The 20,127-nt window shown below is 44.6% G+C and carries 13 protein-coding genes; 5 read left to right on the top strand and 8 right to left on the bottom strand.

Features of this window, described 5'->3' with window-relative positions:
- Window positions 1–7 precede the first annotated feature (7 nt).
- The 4 genes from IEY18_RS06200 (at window position 8) to fusA (ending at window position 10,363) form a co-directional block, all read left to right on the top strand.
- The gene (locus tag IEY18_RS06200) at window positions 8–3,277 is read left to right on the top strand and encodes an efflux RND transporter permease subunit (protein WP_188918867.1); all 3,270 of its coding nucleotides are present in this window, start codon (window positions 8–10) and stop codon (window positions 3,275–3,277) included.
- Window positions 3,274–6,330 (top strand): efflux RND transporter permease subunit, encoded by a 3,057-nt coding sequence (locus tag IEY18_RS06195; protein WP_188918865.1) that lies wholly within the window; start codon window positions 3,274–3,276, stop codon window positions 6,328–6,330. Before IEY18_RS06200 ends, IEY18_RS06195 begins: the two co-directional genes overlap by 4 nt.
- 321 nt (window positions 6,331–6,651) lie before the next feature.
- On the top strand, window positions 6,652–7,518 hold the full coding sequence (locus IEY18_RS06190; RefSeq protein ID WP_188918863.1) for an MBL fold metallo-hydrolase: 867 nt from the start codon (window positions 6,652–6,654) through the stop codon (window positions 7,516–7,518).
- A gap of 760 nt (window positions 7,519–8,278) precedes the next feature.
- A complete protein-coding gene (gene fusA / locus IEY18_RS06185; protein ID WP_188918861.1) occupies window positions 8,279–10,363 on the top strand; it encodes an elongation factor G in 2,085 nt (694 codons plus the stop codon).
- Between the two features lie 224 nt (window positions 10,364–10,587).
- On the opposite strand, the gene IEY18_RS06180 is transcribed toward fusA, so the two are convergent.
- Both IEY18_RS06180 and IEY18_RS06175 read right to left on the bottom strand, forming a co-directional pair.
- On the bottom strand, window positions 10,588–11,367 hold the full coding sequence (locus IEY18_RS06180; protein WP_188918859.1) for a hypothetical protein: 780 nt from the start codon (window positions 11,365–11,367) through the stop codon (window positions 10,588–10,590).
- A 998-nt stretch (window positions 11,368–12,365) separates the two neighbouring features.
- Window positions 12,366–12,584 carry a hypothetical protein gene (locus IEY18_RS06175; RefSeq protein ID WP_188918857.1) on the bottom strand — a complete coding sequence of 73 codons (219 nt, stop codon included), beginning with the start codon at window positions 12,582–12,584 and terminating at the stop codon, window positions 12,366–12,368.
- Window positions 12,585–13,046: 462 nt separating this feature from the next.
- Here IEY18_RS06175 and IEY18_RS06170 point away from each other — a divergent pair, with 462 nt between their 5' ends.
- Window positions 13,047–13,379 carry a hypothetical protein gene (locus IEY18_RS06170; protein ID WP_188918855.1) on the top strand — a complete coding sequence of 111 codons (333 nt, stop codon included), beginning with the start codon at window positions 13,047–13,049 and terminating at the stop codon, window positions 13,377–13,379.
- A gap of 40 nt (window positions 13,380–13,419) precedes the next feature.
- Here the strand turns inward: IEY18_RS06170 and IEY18_RS17460 are convergent, their stop codons facing one another.
- The 6 genes from IEY18_RS17460 to IEY18_RS06145 form a co-directional block, all read right to left on the bottom strand.
- Window positions 13,420–13,545 (bottom strand): hypothetical protein, encoded by a 126-nt coding sequence (locus IEY18_RS17460; RefSeq protein WP_268244245.1) that lies wholly within the window; start codon window positions 13,543–13,545, stop codon window positions 13,420–13,422.
- A gap of 299 nt (window positions 13,546–13,844) precedes the next feature.
- A complete protein-coding gene (locus IEY18_RS06165) occupies window positions 13,845–14,567 on the bottom strand; it encodes a BUD32 family EKC/KEOPS complex subunit (RefSeq protein WP_188918853.1) in 723 nt (240 codons plus the stop codon).
- Window positions 14,568–14,691: 124 nt separating this feature from the next.
- Window positions 14,692–14,865: a Trm112 family protein gene (locus tag IEY18_RS06160; protein ID WP_188918851.1), complete on the bottom strand. Its 174-nt coding sequence runs from the start codon at window positions 14,863–14,865 to the stop codon at window positions 14,692–14,694.
- 8 nt (window positions 14,866–14,873) lie between these two features.
- Window positions 14,874–15,872, bottom strand: a complete 999-nt coding sequence (gene lpxK / locus IEY18_RS06155; protein WP_188918849.1) for a tetraacyldisaccharide 4'-kinase — start codon at window positions 15,870–15,872, stop codon at window positions 14,874–14,876.
- A gap of 17 nt (window positions 15,873–15,889) precedes the next feature.
- Entirely contained in the window at window positions 15,890–17,704 is a 1,815-nt protein-coding gene (gene msbA, locus IEY18_RS06150) for a lipid A export permease/ATP-binding protein MsbA (protein ID WP_188918847.1), read from the bottom strand.
- Window positions 17,705–17,731: 27 nt separating this feature from the next.
- Window positions 17,732–20,071 carry a DNA internalization-related competence protein ComEC/Rec2 gene (locus tag IEY18_RS06145; RefSeq protein WP_188918845.1) on the bottom strand — a complete coding sequence of 780 codons (2,340 nt, stop codon included), beginning with the start codon at window positions 20,069–20,071 and terminating at the stop codon, window positions 17,732–17,734.
- Window positions 20,072–20,127 lie beyond the last annotated feature (56 nt).

Below are 20,127 nucleotides of genomic sequence, written 5' to 3'. Positions count from 1 at the left end.
GCCAGATATGTCGATAATTCAGACTTCGGTCAAGCGACCGGTCACTGTATGGATGTTTATGTTTGCCATTATGTTATTTGGCATGGTTGGCTTCTCGCGTTTAGCAGTAAAACTACTGCCAGACCTAAGCTACCCAACAATGACGATCCGTACCCAATACATAGGCGCAGCACCGATAGAAGTAGAGCAATTGGTATCCAAACCCATTGAAGAAGCAGCGGGCATCGTCAAAGGTTTACGTCAAATCAGTTCGATTTCTCGTTCAGGGATGTCAGATGTCGTGCTTGAGTTTGAATGGGGCACAGACATGGATATGGCCAGCCTCGATGTCAGGGAAAAACTCGATACAATTGAGTTACCACTTGATGTGAAAAAGCCATTATTACTTCGATTTAACCCCAATCTTGATCCCATTGTCCGTATGGCACTTTCCATGCCCGAAGCAAGCAATGCAGATCTGAAACAGATGCGGACCTATGCAGAAGAAGAACTAAAGCGCCAGCTAGAATCATTGTCCGGAGTCGCTGCGGTTCGATTATCAGGTGGTCTTGAGCAAGAAGTTCACATTCAATTAGATCAAGAGAAGCTCGCCCAGCTAAATCTCAATGCGGAATTAATCAAAAATCGCATTGCAGCAGAAAACATTAATTTATCCGCGGGTAAAGTCATTCAAGGTGACAAAGAGTACCTCGTTAGAACCTTAAACCAATTCAATACATTAGAAGAGCTTGGCCAGCTGGTCGTCTACCGGGATGAACAAACCTTAGTACGCTTGTTTGAAGTCGCAGAAATCATTGACGCGCACAAAGAACGAAGTGATATCACCCGAATTGCCGGTCAGGAGTCGATTGAGCTCGCAATCTATAAAGAAGGCGATGCAAATACTGTAGCAGTCGCACGTAAGGTCAATGCTGAACTAGAGAAAATTTCGACACATCAAAAAGCGACAGCGCTCGCGGTCATCTATGACCAATCGGAATTTATTGAAAGTGCAGTTCATGAAGTAACCATAGCAGCGCTCATTGGTAGCTTACTTTCAATGCTAGTTATCTATTTGTTCCTGAAAGATATTATTCCCACTCTAATTATTTCTATTTCCATTCCTTTTTCAGTTATTGCAACGTTCAATATGATGTACTTTGCAAATATTAGCCTCAATATTATGTCGCTTGGTGGTATTGCCCTTGCGGTCGGACTATTGGTGGATAATGCCATTGTTGTGCTTGAGAATATTGACCGTTGTAAAGCGCTTGGAATGAGTAAAATGGAAGCGGCGGTTCAAGGCACCAAAGAAGTCTCTGGGGCAATATTTGCTTCAACACTAACGACCCTCGCGGTGTTTGTGCCTTTAGTTTTTGTTGATGGTATTGCTGGCGCATTGTTTTCAGATCAAGCGTTAACGGTCACTTTTGCCCTCATCGCATCCTTACTCGTTGCATTAACGAGCATCCCCATGCTCGCTTCTCGACAAGGGTTCCAATCTCTGCCTGAGATGGTCGACAAAATCAGTAAACCGAAGCCTGAAACTAAACTGCAAAAAATAAAGCATTATAGTGCCACTGTCTTTAGCTTTCCGTTTTTGCTGGTCTTCAATTATTTACCGAGTGCATTGCTCACTCTAACGATTACCCTCACCCGCTTTTTTTCTTGGTTGATTGGTCTCGTAATGCGTCCTGTCAGTAATGCTTTCAACTGGTGCTACCGCTTATTGGAGCGACTTTACCGTCGATTATTACATGTTGCCCTACAAGCAAAATTTGTCACGTTAGCGATTGCGCTGATAGTCACCACCGCCTCAGCAAGCCTCATTCCTCGCCTCGGTATGGAGTTAATTCCTCCAATGAACCAAGGAGAGTTTTATATGGAAGTGCTTTTGCCACCTGGAACTGAAGTTGCAACAACAGATAACACCTTACAGACACTTGCGCAGTCAATCGTTGGTCGTGAAGACGTCAAGCATGCGTACAGCCAAGCTGGTAGCGGAGGTCTGATGACGTCAGATACAGCTCGAGGCGGAGAAAACTGGGGGCGACTGCAAGTTGTACTTGCCGATCATCAAGCGTTTGAAGAGGTCACTCAAGTATTAAGGCAAACCGCTCGAAAAATTCCTGCCCTAGAAGCAAAAATACAACACCCTGAGTTATTTAGCTTTAAAACACCACTGGAAATAGAGCTTTCTGGTTATGAACTTGATCAACTGAAAACAACCGCAGATCGCTTTGTTACCGCACTTGGTACCTCAAGCCGCTTTGCAGATATTAATACGAGTCTACGTGACGGCCAGCCAGAGCTCAGCATTCGATTTGATCATGCTCGCCTTGCCGCACTAGGTATGGACGCGCCGACTGTTGCAAATCGCATTGCACAAAGAGTAGGCGGCACCGTAGCGAGCCAATTTACAGTTCGAGATCGTAAAGTAGACATTCTCGTCCGCAGTGAAGCCAGTGAGCGAGATCAAATCGCTGACATTGACGCAATGATCATCAACCCCAATAGCAGCCACCCCATACCTTTAAGCGCTGTCGCAACGGTGAGCCTTAAACTTGGGCCTTCGGCAATCAATCGAATTAGCCAGCAAAGAGTAGCGATTGTTTCGGCAAATCTCGCCTACGGTGACTTAAGCGAAGCCGTCGCTGAAGCGCAGGATATTTTATCTGCACAAACAATCCCAAGTTCAATTCAAACAAGATTTGGTGGTCAAAATGAAGAAATGGAACATTCATTTGAATCACTTCAAATCGCATTAGTATTGGCCGTATTCCTAGTTTATCTGGTAATGGCCAGTCAATTTGAATCGTTACTTCACCCACTCATCATATTAATCGCCGTACCAATGGCTGTCGGCGGTAGTGTTCTTGGGTTGTTTGTCACGCAAACCCATTTGAGTGTGGTGGTATTTATCGGCTTGATCATGCTTGCCGGTATTGTGGTTAATAATGCGATTGTGTTGGTTGACCGTATAAACCAACTTCGCTCCACCGGCAAACCCAAGCTTGAAGCTATCACACTGGCTGCCCACTCTCGTTTACGCCCTATTGTTATGACCACATTAACGACGACCATAGGCTTATTACCTATGGCTTTGGGCATGGGCGATGGCGCAGAAATTCGTGCGCCCATGGCAATCACAGTCATCTTTGGACTGAGCTTTGCCACTGTACTCACCCTCGTGGTCATTCCGGCACTCTACGCGATTTTTGACAAAAAACAGTTTCAACAAAATCAGGATAACGAGCTGAAAATCAACGACAGCCTGCAACAAGGAGAGCAAGGATGAATATAACAAAACTTGCAATCCAAAGGCCTGTCACCACCAGCATGTTTTTCTTCGCCATTTTACTATTTGGTTTAGTATCTACGCGCCTCTTACCACTTGAGATGTTTCCTGGCATTGATATCCCACAGGTCGTCGTTGAGGTGCCCTATAAAGGTTCAACACCAGCTGAGGTGGAACGAGACATCACCAAAGTTCTTGAAGAGTCTTTAGCAACGATGGGCGGAATTGAAGAGCTACGTTCACGCTCTTCGCAGGATGGGGCTGAAATTGAATTGAGAATGAAGTGGGGAGAAAACGTCGCCACTAAAAGTCTCGAAGCTCGCGAGAAAGTCGATGCAGTCAGTCACTTGCTCCCTCGTGATGTTGAGCGAATTTTTATTCGCCAATTCTCTACAGCTGATATGCCGGTGCTCACGGTACGAATTTCTAGTGAGCGTGAATTATCAGGTGCATTTGATTTACTCGATAAGCAATTAAAGCGGCCTTTAGAGCGTGTTGCTGGTGTATCACAAGTGCGTTTATATGGCGTTGAGCAAAAACAAATTGAAATCCGAATCAATGCCAACAAACTCTCGGCAAGTGGTGTGTCGCCTCAGCAATTACAAAGAAGACTACTACAGGAAAATTTCATTACCAGTGCAGGAATACTTCGAGCGGATAATCGGGTGCTTCAAATATCACCCAAAGGAGAGTTTAGGAATTTAACAGATATAGAGTCACTGGTTATCGCGCCTGGGGTTCATGTAGGAGACATCGCTAAGGTTCAATATGCACTGCCAGATCGCTTTGACGGTCGACATTTGGACCAAAATTATGCCGTGGGCTTAGATGTTTTTAAAGAGTCTGGTGCCAACCTTGTTGCGGTATCGGATCGTGTATTGAAAGTTATTGAACAAGCGAAACAAGACAAACAATTTAATGGCATCAAGCTGTTCGTCATGGAAGATCAAGCCTATGGCGTTAAATCGTCACTCACAGATCTGCTAACAGCAGGAAGTATTGGAGCCCTGCTCTCTTTCGTAGTGCTTTATCTATTTTTACGCAACATCAAGATGACCTTAGTGGTGGTATCTTCAGTGCCCATTTCGATTGGGATGACGCTTGCTGCAATGTATTTACTCGGATACAGCCTGAATATTCTCTCAATGATGGGGCTACTACTCGCCATCGGTATGTTGATTGACAATGCAGTGGTCGTGACGGAAAGCGTCATGCAACAAAAGCAAAAAGCACCACAACAATCGACCGAAGACGGCGATGCCGCCATTCTTCGTGGCGTGGACAAAGTCGCATTGGCTGTTGTCGCCGGAACCTTGACGACTGCAATTGTATTTTTACCCAATATATTTGGCGTAAAAGTAGAGTTAACGATTTTCCTTGAGCACGTGGCAATATCAATCTGTATCTCGTTGGCAGCTTCACTTTTAGTGGCAAAAACACTCATCCCGTTAATGCTGAGCAAAATGGATTTACAGCTCAAGCCTCAGGCGCAATCAAGCCGCTTGAAAGAGCGTTATCAAAAAAGTCTCAATTGGGTGCTGGCCCACCCCAAATGGTCTGGGTTTATCGCAGTGATTTTGCTGAGTTCGACGGCTTTACCTTTAAGTATGGTGACTCAAGATCAACAAGATAGCCAAAGCAAGGAGCGTATGTATATTAACTATCAAGTTGAAGGACGCCACACTTTGGCGGTTACTGAAGCGATGGTAAATCGAATGGAAGAATACCTTTATGCCAACAAGGCTGCATTTCATATTGATTCGGTTTATAGCTACTACGCTCCTGATCGTGCAACGTCGACCGTTATTCTCAAGCAAGACTTACCCATGCCGGTTGCCGAACTAAAGAAAACGATACGTGAAGGGTTTCCTAAACTTTCTATCGCTAAACCTCAATTTGGCTGGGGAAATGAAAATACGGGAATACGAATTACATTAACAGGGCGCTCGACAAGTAAATTAATTTCGTTGAGTGAACAGGTTATTCCGCAGCTCGCGGCGATTAAAGGGCTGCAAGATGTTCGTTCTGAGATTAGTGGGTCGCAACAAGAGGTATTGATCCAAATTGATCGCGAACTTGCAGCTAGACTCGATTTACCACTCAATGAAGTCGCTTCTAGTATTTCTATGGCCTTACGGGGCTCGCCATTACGCTCATTCAGACATGATCCTAACGGTGAATTACGTATTGAAATGATATTTGAGTCGTCTTGGCAAAATTCATTAGAAAAATTAAAACAATTGCCAGTGGTTCGCATCGATAACAAGGTCTACACGCTTGAAAGTCTAGCTCAAGTCATTATTCAACCCAGATTTGATACCATTAGGCATTACGACCGACAAACCGCCTTATCTATCGGTGCAAATCTCGAGGACATGACCACAGAAGAGGCTCAAGACGCTATCAAACAAGTCATGGAAACTGTCAACTTCCCTGCCGGGTATGACTACAGCTTACGCGGTGGCTTTCAGCGCCAAGATGAAGATCAAGCGATTATGGCAACCAATATGATTCTAGCTGTTGCGATGATTTACATCGTCATGGCAGCTCTATTTGAATCTCTTATTTTACCCAGCGCCATCATTACTTCGATCTTGTTTTCGATCACCGGCGTATTTTGGGCGCTTCTCTTTACTGGCACGCCAATGGGAGTAATGTCGATGATCGGCATTTTGATCCTGATGGGGATTGTCGTGAATAACGGCATTGTATTAGTGGATCAGATTAATCAGAAAACACCCGAACTAAGCGCCCTTCCTCAGGTGATTAGCCAAGTGTGTATTACACGCTTACGCCCCGTACTCATGACTGTTAGTACAACGGTTCTAGGGCTCATACCGCTGGCCTTAGGCGATACACAAATTGGCGGCGGTGGACCTCCATATGGCCCGATGGCAATTGCAATTATTGGCGGTCTTAGCTTTTCAACACTAACGAGTCTGTACTTAGTGCCGCTCTGCTATCAAGTTCTTTACCAAATGCGTCATCGCTCAGCGATACGACTAGGGCAAGCTAACCGCTTTGCCAGTCAAACGCTAAAATGGATTGATTAAAGGCAAGCAGTTTAAATGAGACCGCTTCGTCGTTGACCAAGGATTCCATAATTACAATATGTGTCCGCTATTGCCACAGTGCTCTTTATTGAGGCTGTGGCTTTTTATTTTCCATGATCTCAAGCTTCAATGACTACGGCTCATTCTGCCAAATGACACCGTGTCTTCATTTGTGGCAAGTGATCAATCTTTACCTATCTAACGTACAAGCTGCTCTTGCACGTGAGACCCTAGCTTTGGTCACATAAAAATGTCATCTTAGAGGTTTGAAGGTTAAGTATTTCAATTCAAATCCAATAAACAGAATAATGTGGGTACAGGATGAAAACACCAAAAATCTTACTAAGCGCAAGCTTGTTGTTATCGATTTGCTTTCAAAGCAATGCCGCTGATGATCGGTTTGCAAATGTAGAAATTAAGGCACAAAAACTCACAGAAACCACATATATGTTTGCTGGTGCAGGTGGGAATATCGGGGTGTCAGCAGGTGAAGATGGCATTCTAATTATTGATGACCAATTTGCGCCACTTGCGAATAAAATTGAAGCAGCACTTGCCGATATTCAACCCGGAATGCCTAAGTTCATAATCAACACCCATTACCATGGTGATCACACTGGGAGCAATGCACACTTCGGCAAACACGGTACGATTATGGCGCACCACAATGTGCTCAAACGTCTGAGCAACAATGAAAAGTCGACTGCATCTGCGCTGCCAGTTATCACCTATGAACAGGGTATTTCTGTTCACTTCAATCAAGATACCTTGCAGATCATTCACATGGGGCCAGGACATACAGATGGCGACAGTATAGTGCTGTGGAAGCAAACACCATTGGTCCACATGGGCGATCTGTTTTTTAAAGACCGCTTCCCTTACATTGACTTAAAAGGCGGAGGCTCAGTCACAGGTTATCGTGACAATGTTGCGAAAGCACTGGCAATGATGTCAGCACAAACACAAATCATTCCTGGCCACGGCAGCCTGGCAAATAAACAAGATTTACAGCGATTTAAAGCCATGTTGGACGAATCCATTGAGTGGATGCAGTCAATACAGAAGCAAGGCATCAGCTTAGAGCAAGCCAAACAACAAGGCGTACCGACGAAGTGGAAAGATTGGAGCTGGCGCTTTATTAGTGAAGATAGATGGATTGAAACACTATACCAAGGGCTGCAAAAATAACGGGGCTGGATGATACTGCTCTCTGATTATTTCGTGCGAACATTATGCAGGCTAAACGGGTGTTGGCCTGCAACTTCAGCGAAGTGTATAGTTTGTATAACATCCTCTCGAGAAAGACCAACCAATTCATAGATAATTCCCTTTGAGCAGACAGTATAGATTGATAAGCACGGGTGCCAATGTGCAACTTGCACCGGCTGACTCAAATTGTATTCTCTAATCCTGTCAATTTCCTTTCATGACAATCGATAACAATTCAAAAGCTCTAAAGGCACGTTTTCGACTAATTGCTCCCGCTGTTTGACGCAAAATGAAGGATTTTACAGTGGGTTTTACAAAAATATTATAAAAATGCGTTGTCTAATCATTAATCAATCTTTGCAAGGACAATTCAAGTTTTTAAGCGCTGGCCAAAGCGTCACGAAAAATGACTGGCACATAAAAACACCTGACTTCACCCGTCTGAGCAATTCAAGGAACAACTGTATTATTTCAATCACTTAAATGAACACCAAGTTGCATAACCAAACCAATATACGTTGCAACCGCAACCGATGATAGTGACTAAACTTGCTTGTTTTCGAGTGCTCAATATGATGCGGTTACGTACGGTCGCACCTAAAACGGCTTAAAAATCCATGCCAATTTTTAACTATTTTTGCCGATTTCAAGGATTTTAAGAAAAAACCGTAAAACTTTGCCAAAAGTATTGATATACTTCCCCCCGAATTTTTGAATGACATTCTTATAGAGTAGAGAAATGACTGATTTATCAAAGTACAGAAACATTGGTATCTTCGCTCATGTTGACGCTGGTAAAACCACGACAACCGAGCGTATCCTAAAGCTAACCGGTAAGATCCATAAGATCGGTGAAGTGCATGACGGTGAATCTACAACCGACTTCATGGAACAGGAAGCTGAGCGTGGTATTACTATTCAGTCTGCTGCTGTAAGTTGCTTTTGGAACGACCACCGCTTTAACGTAATTGACACTCCTGGTCACGTTGACTTCACCGTTGAAGTTTATCGTTCACTTAAAGTACTAGATGGTGGTATCGGTGTATTCTGTGGTTCTGGTGGTGTTGAGCCACAATCAGAAACCAACTGGCGTTATGCGAACGAATCTGAAGTTGCTCGTATCATCTTCGTGAACAAGTTAGACCGTATGGGTGCTGACTTCTTACGTGTTGTAAAGCAAACTCAAGACGTTCTAGCGGCTAACCCACTTGTTATGGTACTTCCAATTGGTATCGAAGATGAGTTCACTGGTGTTGTTGACCTATTAACCCGTAAAGCATGGGTATGGGACGAAACAGGACAAGCTGAAAACTACACCATCGAAGACATTCCAGCAGACATGGTTGACAAAGTTGAAGAATACCGTGAAATGCTAATCGAAACTGCTGTTGAGCAGGACGATGACCTCATGATGGCTTACATGGACGGCGAAGAGCCTTCTATCGAAGACATCAAGCGTTGTATCCGTCAAGGTACGCGTACTATGGCGTTCTTCCCAACATACTGTGGTTCTGCGTTCAAGAACAAAGGTATGCAGCTTCTACTTGACGCTGTAGTTGATTACCTACCAAACCCAGTTGAAGTTGATCCACAACCGCTTACTGATGAAGAAGGTAACGAAACTGGCGAACACGCTCTCGTTTCTACCGAAGAAACTTTCAAAGCACTCGCATTCAAAATTATGGATGACCGTTTCGGTGCATTGACCTTCGTACGTATCTACTCAGGTAAGATCAAGAAAGGTGATACCATTCTAAACAGCGCGACAGGTAAAACTGAACGTGTTGGTCGTATGGTTGAGATGCAAGCTGATGAGCGTAACGAACTTGATTCTGCGCAAGCCGGTGACATCATCGCTATCGTGGGTATGAAGAACGTTCAAACCGGTCACACGCTATGTGATGTGAAAGATCCTTGTACTCTTGAAGCCATGGTATTCCCAGAGCCTGTAATCTCTATCGCTGTAGCGCCAAAAGATAAAGGTGGCAGTGAGAAAATGGGTATCGCTATCGGTAAAATGATTGCAGAAGATCCATCTTTCCGCGTTGAAACTGACGAAGATTCAGGCGAAACCATCCTTAAAGGTATGGGTGAGCTTCACTTAGACATTAAAGTTGACATCCTTAAGCGTACTTACGGTGTTGACCTAATTGTTGGTGAGCCTCAAGTTGCTTACCGTGAAACTATCACTAAGGTAACTGAAGATAGCTACACGCATAAGAAGCAGTCTGGTGGTTCTGGTCAGTTCGGTAAAATTGACTATGTTATCCGTCCTGGCGAGCAAAACTCTGGCTTCACTTTCAGCTCTTCAGTTGTTGGTGGTAACGTACCGAAAGAATTCTGGCCTGCAGTTGAGAAAGGTTTCGCATCAATGATGCAAACTGGTACTGTTGCTGGTTTCCCAGTACTTGACGTTGAGCTTGAGCTTGTTGATGGTGCTTTCCACGCAGTTGACTCGTCAGCTATCGCGTTCGAAATCGCTGCAAAAGGCGCATTCCGTCAGTCTATGCCTAAAGCGGGTGCCCAACTTCTTGAGCCTATCATGAACGTTGACGTATTTAGCCCTGAAGACAACGTAGGTGACGTCATTGGTGACCTTAACCGTCGTCGTGGTATGATCAAAGACCAAATGGCTGGTGTGACTGGTGTTCGTATTAAAGCTGACGTACCGCTTTCAGAAATGTTCGGTTACATCGGTTCACTACGTACAATGACATCTGGTCGTGGCCAATTCTCTATGGAATTCGCTCACTACGCACCATGTCCTAACAGTGTTGCTGAAAAAGTAATTGCTGAAGTTAAAGAGCGTGAAGCTAACAAGTAATTGTTAAGCCTTAAGCACTAAGCTTTAATAAAAAACCGCTACCAAGGTAGCGGTTTTTTTATGGGCGTTGTTTGTAAACTAGGCTTAAAGAATTAGACCGAAATTATGCGCTCTACTTGACGTGGAGAGTAATGCTAACGCCTCAATCACCGGCTTGGTGAAGTTGGCGGATTTTTTGGAACAAAAAATGTGACAGCTTTAGCAAGTCCGAGTGCATTGACTTGTTAAGTTTCACTTGCAACTTCTAACTCGGAATCTTGCTCTTCATTGTTACTGCTAAATTTTTCTATCAAAAAGCTAATTGGTGCTTTAATAATTTTATGTATTTTTAGAGCCTTAGAAGCAAATGAGTCCATTTTATCAAGTAAGGTTCCTAACTTTGTTATTACCTCATCATTTTCGTTTTTAGCTTTTTTCAGTTCTTCCTGATTTGCAACAACGGCACCAATAGCCCCTTGTAATGCTTCTTTTAAGCCTTTAGCCCCTTTAATTTGATACAAACTTATAGCATTTCTAATACGCTGAACTTCTTCTAATAAAGTAAGCCTTAACACGGTTGGTAAAGTTGAGTTATACAATGAGTCGTAAAGTTCATCTGTTTTTTTGATAATATCGGCTAAATCTTCTTTGGTTAATGATTCTTCAGAGTAAAAACCTGATAGCTCTTGCGCACAAAACTGTAATCTAGTTAACGCTTCCTCTGTCAGGTGTTGTTTTGCACCTTGCCAAGTTGTGCCTAAATTTAACGGAAAAAATACTCGATCAATCCGATGAAATGATGATAAATAAAGGTCGTGGTTTAGGTTCTCATTCATTTTTATAAGAGATTGTATTTCTTGCGAAAGAGAATATAGCTCTATTACTGACTTCGTAACGACAATATCGTCTTCCTCAACTCCAAGAGTTTTACTCCAAGCAAATTTAACAGTTTTATTATCTGGTTGCGCTTTTGCCTGAGACAAAATTTTATGTAATCTCCCTGCGGGATTTGATTCATCTATCACTGAAATTTATCTCCATAGTATCCGTGAAACTTAACGCTTATTAGCGAGCAATCCGCCTATGTAAATCGGCATAATCTAATGCACGCATTGAGCAATATGTTTAATTGCTTGAATCTTATAACAATAATCTACACATTTAAGCAAGGGTTCTGTGATCATGGCTAAAGAAACCGAGCCCCGATTTATCGAGCCTGAACCTGCTTCCTATTAAATTAGTTTGAAGCTAAATTTAACCCTATATAAACAATAGGTTACGATAACACACATAAGGAGAAAGAGCCTCGTCAAATTACATAATAGGAAGCAAAAATTAGCCAATTTAGTACTTTTTCATTATACCTGTATAGAAATCCAGCCTTGAACATGAATGCCGATAGATGAACTGTTCACCATGACTTCAATCCAATCTATTGCCTGCAGCAGGCTTTTGTATCCATATCCCCAAGGTGACGCCGCAAGCACTTCCCTGTGGGCTTGGCGATGGCATCCTTGCCATCAACACACCTGGGTCTATGGATACGGTGAAATTTGTCTCTTCGATTACGCTTCATTCGGAATATCCAAATAAACCTTCGGGTTACAACGCTCCCCCATCGAAGTTGCCGCAGGGCGTTGAAGAAAATTGCGTAAGCTCAGCATGAATGCTGAGCTAATTTTCGGGGTATATGGACATACCATCGGAAATGTTAGCGATTTTCGAATAAGCACAAGGACAACAACTTCGCAATGGGGCGTTGAGGGTTTGCAAAGGGGTACAAACGCTTTACCCCTTTGCTCAGGTGTGGGCGAAGCGCCACGACTTTCTCGGCCGCAAGGCCGCATTCCAATTTAATTGGCAATTTGAAGGCCATGGTTTCAACCCAATCTATTGCCTGCAGCAGGCTTTTGTATCCATATCCCCAAGGTGACGCCGCAAGCACTTCCCTGTGGGCTTGGCGATGGCATCCTTGCCATCAACACACTTGGGTCTATGGGTACGGTGAAATTTGTCTCTTCGATTACGCTTCATTCGGAATATCCAAATAAACCTTCGGGTTACAACGCTCCCCCATCGAAGTTGCCGCAGGGCGTTGAAGAAAATTGCGTAAGCTCAGCATGGATGCTGAGCTAATTTTCGGGGTATATGGATTTGCCATCGGAAATGTTAGCGATTTTCGAATAAGCACAAGGAAAAACAACTTCGCAATGGGGCGTTGAGGGTTTGCAAAGGGGTACAAACGCTTTACCCCTTTGCTCAGGTGTGGGCGAAGCCCCACGACTTTCTCGGCCGCAAGGCCGCATTCTAATCAAGTTGGCAATTTGATGGCCATGGCTTCAATCCAATCTATTGCCTGCAGCAGGCTTTTGTATCCATATCCCCAAGGTGACGCCGCAAGCACTTCCCTGTGGGCTTGGCGATGGCATCCTTGCCATCAACACACTTGGGTCTATGGATACGGTGAAATTTGTCTCTTCGATTACGCTTCATTCGGAATATCCAAATAAACCTTCGGGTTACAACGCTCCCCCATCGAAGTTGCCGCAGGGCGTTGAAGAAAATTGCGTAAGCTCAGCATGGACGCTGAGCTAATTTTCGGGGGTATGGACATACCATCGGAAATGTTAGCTATTTTCAAATAAGCACAAGGAAAAACAACTTCGCAATGGGGGCGGCACGGTGATCCGAGAGGGGATTGCTGTTGATCCCCTCTGGTCGGGTGTGGGCGAAGCGCCACAACTTTCTCGGCCGCAAGGCCGCATTCCAATTTAATTGGCAATTTGAAGGCCATGGCTTCAATCCAATCTATTGCTTGCCGCAGGCTTGTGCACAAGCGCTTCTGTGGAACATTTCAAATGCGCCTTCGGGTTACAAAGGTTTCCCGTTGGAAATTTTTGCTTCTCAGAAAATTTCGCCGGGCGTCATGGAGAATCCAAGGAGGATAGGACGAGCAGTCCTCCTTGGTCGGGTGTGGGTGGAAGACCCACGACTTTGGTTGGCCGCAAGGCCAAAAGGAATTGAACTGGTCACCTGAAGACCATAACTTCAATCCAATTTATTGCCTGCAGCAGGCTTTAGTATCCAAATCCCCAAGGTGACGCCGCAAGCACAATCCATGTGGGCTTGGCGATGGCATCCTTGCCATCAACACACTTGGGTCTATGGATACGATGAAATTTATCTCTTCGATTACGCTTCATTCGGAATATCCAAATAAACCTTCGGATTACGATGACTCCCCATCGAAGTTGCCGCAGAGCGTTGGAATCAATCAGGTGATGCTGACATGGATGTCAGCATAGGTTCCGAGGTACAGGACGTACCATCGGAATCGTTACTGATTTATCCAAAAGCACAAGGAAAAACAACTTCGTAATGGGGCGTTGAGGGTTTGCAAAGGGGTACAAACGCTTTACCCCTTTGCTCGGGTGTGGGCGAAGCGCCACGACTTTCTCGGCCGCAAGGCCAAAAGCCCCCTATGTCAATAAATGGGGAGGAGTCAAAACGATTTGATGAAATCCATCATTGGGTATAACGGCCGTAAATCCTTTCCAGCAATAGGCTTGATTGGTCGCAGCAACATTTCGAGCCAAGAAAGGCGGCGCATTTTTGCCAGTGCATGTTGCCACACATCTTCGCCACCAGCCTCTCTATAGGCAGCCACTGCTTGATGAACCAATGTATGCCCTGCTTCTCCTAAATCGCGATAAAAACTATGGATCAGCACCAGTAAGTCGCGAGATTGCAGGCTGAGTATATCCATATCAGCACGATAAGCTTCAAAATCAATAAAAGTCACCTTGCCGTCACGCCAAGCAATATCCCTTAACGCGGGGCGACCATGGTTTAGCCCTTGTGCATGCAACTCAGCCAGTGCTTTACCTACCACTTGTACCACAGGTAGAGCCTGCTCAGTCGTCAGCTTCTGTTTTAAGAATAAGTGTTTAAGTGTGACACCGGCATCTTCAATCACAACAAAGTCTGTACCCGAGCATGCCACCACAGGAACAGGAGCCTTTAACTGGTTATAGCGCTTCAGCGTATCGATTTCAGTGGTTAACAATTGCTGCGGGTCAGACTTTAGCAGCTTCATCGCACCACGAACTTTTTCGACTTGCTTGAGCCAGTACTTCTTATGCTCATACTCAAATGAAAAAACGCGCTTGTTTGGCTGTTGCTGCCGCAAAGATTGCACGTGTTTTTCAAGTGATGATAGTTTCATGAGTGATTCCTTTAGCAATAACACTATAAGCCACTGCTATCTCGTCTCTAGAAAGATATAGACATCAAAGCTTAAACAACAAAAGGTGCCTAAGCACCTTTTAAAATACATTTTCCGGAGGCTTTTATTCAGCCAAAGAGATAGCTTTGTTCTCGAGCAACACTGGAATTCCATCATTAATCGGGTAAGCAAGACGATCAGTCTTACAGATCAATTGTTGTTGTTCCTTATTAAATTCTAGTTTTCCTTTGCATACTGGGCATGCAACGATATCAAGTAATTTTTTATCAAATGCCATTGGGGTATTTATCCTTTCTTTTCGTCTACAACGTGTTGCAGTCGCGTTAGCAATTTCTGATCAAATTCTGGTGTAAGCTTCGCATTTACTGCCAAATACCACCAGTTGTGTTTCGCAAATTCGCGACATTTAACCGCATCTTTTTCTGTCATTAACAACGGGAGTTCGTTGGCAAATTGGGTTAACTCTTCTAACTTAAATGCTTGATGGTCATCAAATGCTTTTGTTAATTCTACACGATATTTGAGGTGGTGAAGTGTGTCGAAAAAGCGCTGTGGATTGCCGATACCGGCCATGGCTGCAACTTTCATAAATGGGTCTGGTTTCTCAGCCCAAATAACATTAGCACTAATCGAATGCAAACCAGCGGGTTCAAGATCCATTTGCCACTCACCTTTCGCGGCATAGCCACCATTGTTAATTACAAAATCAACATCATCAAGCCTCAACTTTGGCTCTCTCAACGGCCCTGCTGGTAACAACATCCCATTCCCTAGCAAACGCTCTCCATCGAGGATCGCCAGTTCAATATCCCTCTGCAAAGCATAGTGCTGTAAGCCATCGTCACAAATAATGACATCAACATCGTAACCAGCCAACAAAGTAAAGGCGGCATCGACTCTCTTTCGTCCAACGACCATGGGCACTTTCGTTCTGGCTGCGATCATGGCCGGTTCATCACCAACATCTTCGGCACGACTATCTGGGTGCACTACTCGGCAACCTTCAAATTTAGCACCATAGCCGCGGCTAATGACACCGGGCTTATAGCCATGTTGACGAAGCAATTCTATCAAGTAAATCACCGTCGGGGTTTTGCCACTGCCACCAACGGTAATATTCCCAACAACGATCACGGGAACCGGTAGTTGCTGGCTTTTCTTTAACCCGAGTCGAAAAGCTTGTTTACGCAGCCAAATAACTCCCGCAAAAACGATGGTTAAAGGCCACAGCAACCATTTCAAAACACTGCGACCATACCAAATTTGATTCACTTTATCTTGCATGATGGAGTCCCGTTTGCCTAACTACCAAACTGCATTTGGTATAACTTGGCATACATACCATCTAGAGCCAATAATGACTCGTGTGTGCCTCGCTCAACGACTTCTCCTTGCTCAATAACAAGGATTAAATCTGCACTCTCAATTGTGGATAAGCGATGTGCAATCACAACCGACGTTCGATTTTGGCGCAAATTATCAAGACCCTGCTGAATCGCTTTTTCAGACTCAGTATCTAGTGCAGAGGTCGCCTCATCTAAAATGAGTAATGGTGTGTCTCTAAGCATTGCACGCGCAATCGCGATACGTTGGCGCTGACCGCCTGAAAGTAACACGCCGTTTTCACCCACTTGCGTATCGAGGCCTTCAGGCAGTTGCTCAATGAACTCCATGGCGTGGGCAAGTTTTGCGGCATGAATAATCTGTTCCCGTGATACATCACCAGGGTAAGCATAAGCAATATTATTCGCGATGGAGTCGTTAAATAGTGTCACTTGCTGCGAAACCAAAGCAACTTGGCTTCTTAATGAAGCAAGTTGATAATCATTAATATCGATATCATCAATGGTGATTTTGCCTTGGCTCAGCCCAGAATAAAAACGAGTAATCAAACTTGCGATCGTTGATTTTCCTGAGCCAGAACGCCCAACTAATGCTACAGTTTGCCCGGGATTGACCTCAAAACTAATGCCTTGCAACGCCAGCTTTTCTTGGCTCTGATAACCAAAGCTAACATCTTGAAAACTGAGCTTTCCTTGCGCTCTTTCAACCGTGTGTCGACCTTGATCAGATTCAGGTTCCACATCCAACAATTCAAATATGGTGCTACAAGCCGCTATACCACGCTGAAATTCGGCATTTACGCGTGTCAGGCTTTTAATTGGTTGCAACATACTTAACATCGCTGCTAATACGGTCGCAAAAGTACCTGCCGTTAACTCCGCTTTTAGGCTGTCAAAGCTAGCTGCATATAGAATAAATGCCAACGCAAACGAGCCGATGACCATGATTAAAGGCTGGCTGATGGCTTGCGCTACGGCAAGCTTCATGTTGCGTTTACGGTTATTTTCATTAACTTTGGCAAAGCGTTCAGCTTCTGTTTCTTGGCCACCAAATGCCAGTACATTTTTATGCCCTTTAATCATCTGCTCTGTCGCGGCAGTAACATCCCCCATCGCACTTTGGATCTGCTTCGATACCTTACGAAAACGGCGACTCACGATGGAGATAATCAAACCAATCAAGGGGCCAACAATAAAAATAACTAAAGATAATTTCCATGAGTAATAGAACATCAATGTCAGCATACCGATAACCGTTACCCCATCTCGGACAATGGTAATCAATGCACTGCCGGATGCTCTGGCAATTTGCTCAGTGTCATAGGTCACTCGCGAAATCAGGTTGCCGCTGTTTTCACGATCGATATAGCTAACCGGCAGCGTTAAATAGTGCTCAAATACTTGTTGGCGCATGCTTTTAATCAAACTCGCACTGATAAAAGAAATACCATAAGTTGAGGTGAAGTTTGCTAAGCCTCGTAACGAAAACAAGCCAATAACAAAAAACGGCGCTAACATCAGGACATCATTACTCGCGCTAAATCCTCCGCTATCTAAAGCATCAACACCAGCGCCAGCAGCAGAAGATAGTTCAGCGACTTGCCCACCGAATCCATTGTCAATAAACGGCTTCATAAATGCGATAAACGTGGCATCGACCACGCCATAAAGAACGAGCCCGAAAATGGACATTGCGAACATAGCTTTGAGAGGTTTTAAATAGACAAGTAATCGCTTAAAAACAGGGCCGATGTCATGAGAAGATTTGGTCATTGAAACACTTGAGTAATGGCAAAGGGCTTATTCTACTCTAGCTTGCCGCTTGGTACCAAATCCTAACAGGCGGTTATACCAAAAAGGCGCCATATTTCTGCGGTAAGTTAAACCTTGGATCCCCGAATTGCTTATGGTCAAGGTAATCTGACCTTGCTCACCTGTCACCAACCGGTTCGCAGAGTGATAACGCGCCACGACCTCTGGTTTAGGGAAGCCCCATCGATTATGAAAACCCGCAGGGAAAAGCACCCAATCGGGAGATACCGCATCAATAAAGTATGGAGTTGAAGAGCTTTTACTACCGTGATGCGGCGCAATGAGCACCTGACTACGCAGTTGATGAGGTGCTTCGTCAAAACTTGCGAGCAATCTTTTTTCGCCCGCCTTTTCAATATCGCCAGGTAACATGACTTTGTTCAAGCCATCACCAACCTGTACAACACATGAGCCATTGTTACCTTTTCGGGGCCAAGCAGGTGCGAGAATCGAAACAGATAATCCTTGCCAATTGAATGATTGGGGGCGGCAGCGAATGCCTTGATACTGCTCTATATCGGTCACAACTCGCGCTTGAGGAAATGCCTGACGTAAAACGGAAGCGCCGCCTGCATGGTCATTATCACCATGACTTAAAAATAGATAATCGAGTTGACGGATCCCTTGATAAGCAAAAAATGGCAATATCACGCGCTCTGCATAGCTAAATTTGGCTCCAAACGAGGCGCCGGTATCGTAAATCATTGCCCTACCTTGGCGTTCGACGACAACGCTTAGCCCCTGCCCAACATCAAGTAGATGCACTCGCCAAGGGATGACATAGGGCGCAAAACCATTGACTTGTGTCGAACTTGGTTTCAAGGGTAGTAGCGCTTGCGTTCCATCAAAGGCATGTTTTGCCGTCATCATTAGGGGAAACACCATACTGAACGATACCAGTCGCCACATCAGCCCTTTGTGAGCCTGCCAAAGAAGCACACCCACAATCAAAAATATTAGTTGTGCAACGATTTCGCTTGATACGGGTTGCCAGCCCCAAGGTAACATTTGACTCAAACGAAGGGTCCAGTCCAATGGCGTAATGCTTGCACTGGCGATTTGCATCACAAATGACCAATCGCTTCCGATACTTTGGCCTAAAGCCCATGTCCCACCACTCAACAGGCTGAGCGGGATCACCACAAAGCTAAACCAGGGCACCAACACAAAATTAGCCCATACACTGTGTATACTTAGGCCACCAAACAACACACCTTGCAATACGCCGAGCCCTACGCAAAGCCGCCACTGAATCCCCCAAAAGGTCTTAAGGTGTTCGCGTACTTTCAAAAAAATGTTGCGCTGAGATTTCTCATCACTCACTTCCTGCAGTGCGAGAGATTTCTCTTTCGAAGTTGAAATCGTAAAGAGAATAATCGCTAATGCCCCAAAAGATAGCCAAAACCCGGCACCAAGAATCGAAAACGGGCTGAGTAAGAATACGATAAATACAGCCCAAAGCAGCCGCTCCCACATTGATGAATAACGCTTAAACATCTGCACGACCATCAACACGATCACCATAATGAGAGCCCTTTGTGTTGAAACAGCTAAACCCGACAAGTACCCGTAGCCAATCACGTTCAAGGCGGACAATATCATTGCCACATCCAATTGACGTCCATCCGTCCGTAAAAAAATAGATTTTGACGCCGCGAAACAAAGCAGCAAGCTCCAAGCAGCAACAACGGACAAATGCAGCCCTGAAATCGCCACCAGATGCCCAGTTCCCGTCTGCCGTAATCCTTGCCAACGGGCTTCTTGGATCAACTGTTTATCTCCGGTGATTAAGGCCAACAAAATATCGCCGTTGGGCAAAGGGGTCAGTATCGGTTTAAGTTGATAAATCAGTTTTTGCCGCCAATTCTCATTGCGACCAACTTTCGACGCATCTAAGACACGCCCCCGTCCAACAATATGTTGACTAAGAAAGTATTTTTGCTGGTTAAAGCCGCCCTGATTCAATACTGATGTGATCGTTTTTGGTTTTATTACAAAATGCCATACATCTCCGACTCGAGGTTCCAGCTTCTGCACCTTGGGAAGCTTCCAATACAACTGCCACTTTGGAGCCACAAGAAATGGAATATTGCTTGCAGATGTTCGAATAACTACCCGAGCACTATCGCGGTTTTGGTGAACTAGTGATATGATTTCGCCGCTTAAGGAAACAGTGGCTTGTGATTGAGAAGGCTCTGGCGGAAGAAAGTAGTGGCTAAACACAATTAACCACCCGACGCCCACGCAGGATCCGCCCAACACCTGTGAATATCGATAAAGTAGTGCTCCTCCGAATATAACCAAAGGAAGAAACCAGATTGTCGGCATTTCAGGCCAAAGCAAACTGGAAAATATTGCGGCACAAAAGCCAAATATGAATCCAT

The organism is Shewanella gelidii (genome assembly GCF_014647855.1).
Taxonomy (GTDB): domain Bacteria; phylum Pseudomonadota; class Gammaproteobacteria; order Enterobacterales; family Shewanellaceae; genus Shewanella; species Shewanella gelidii.
Note: the sequence above shows the minus strand (reverse complement) of the source record. Positions and strands in the feature narration are given on the sequence as shown.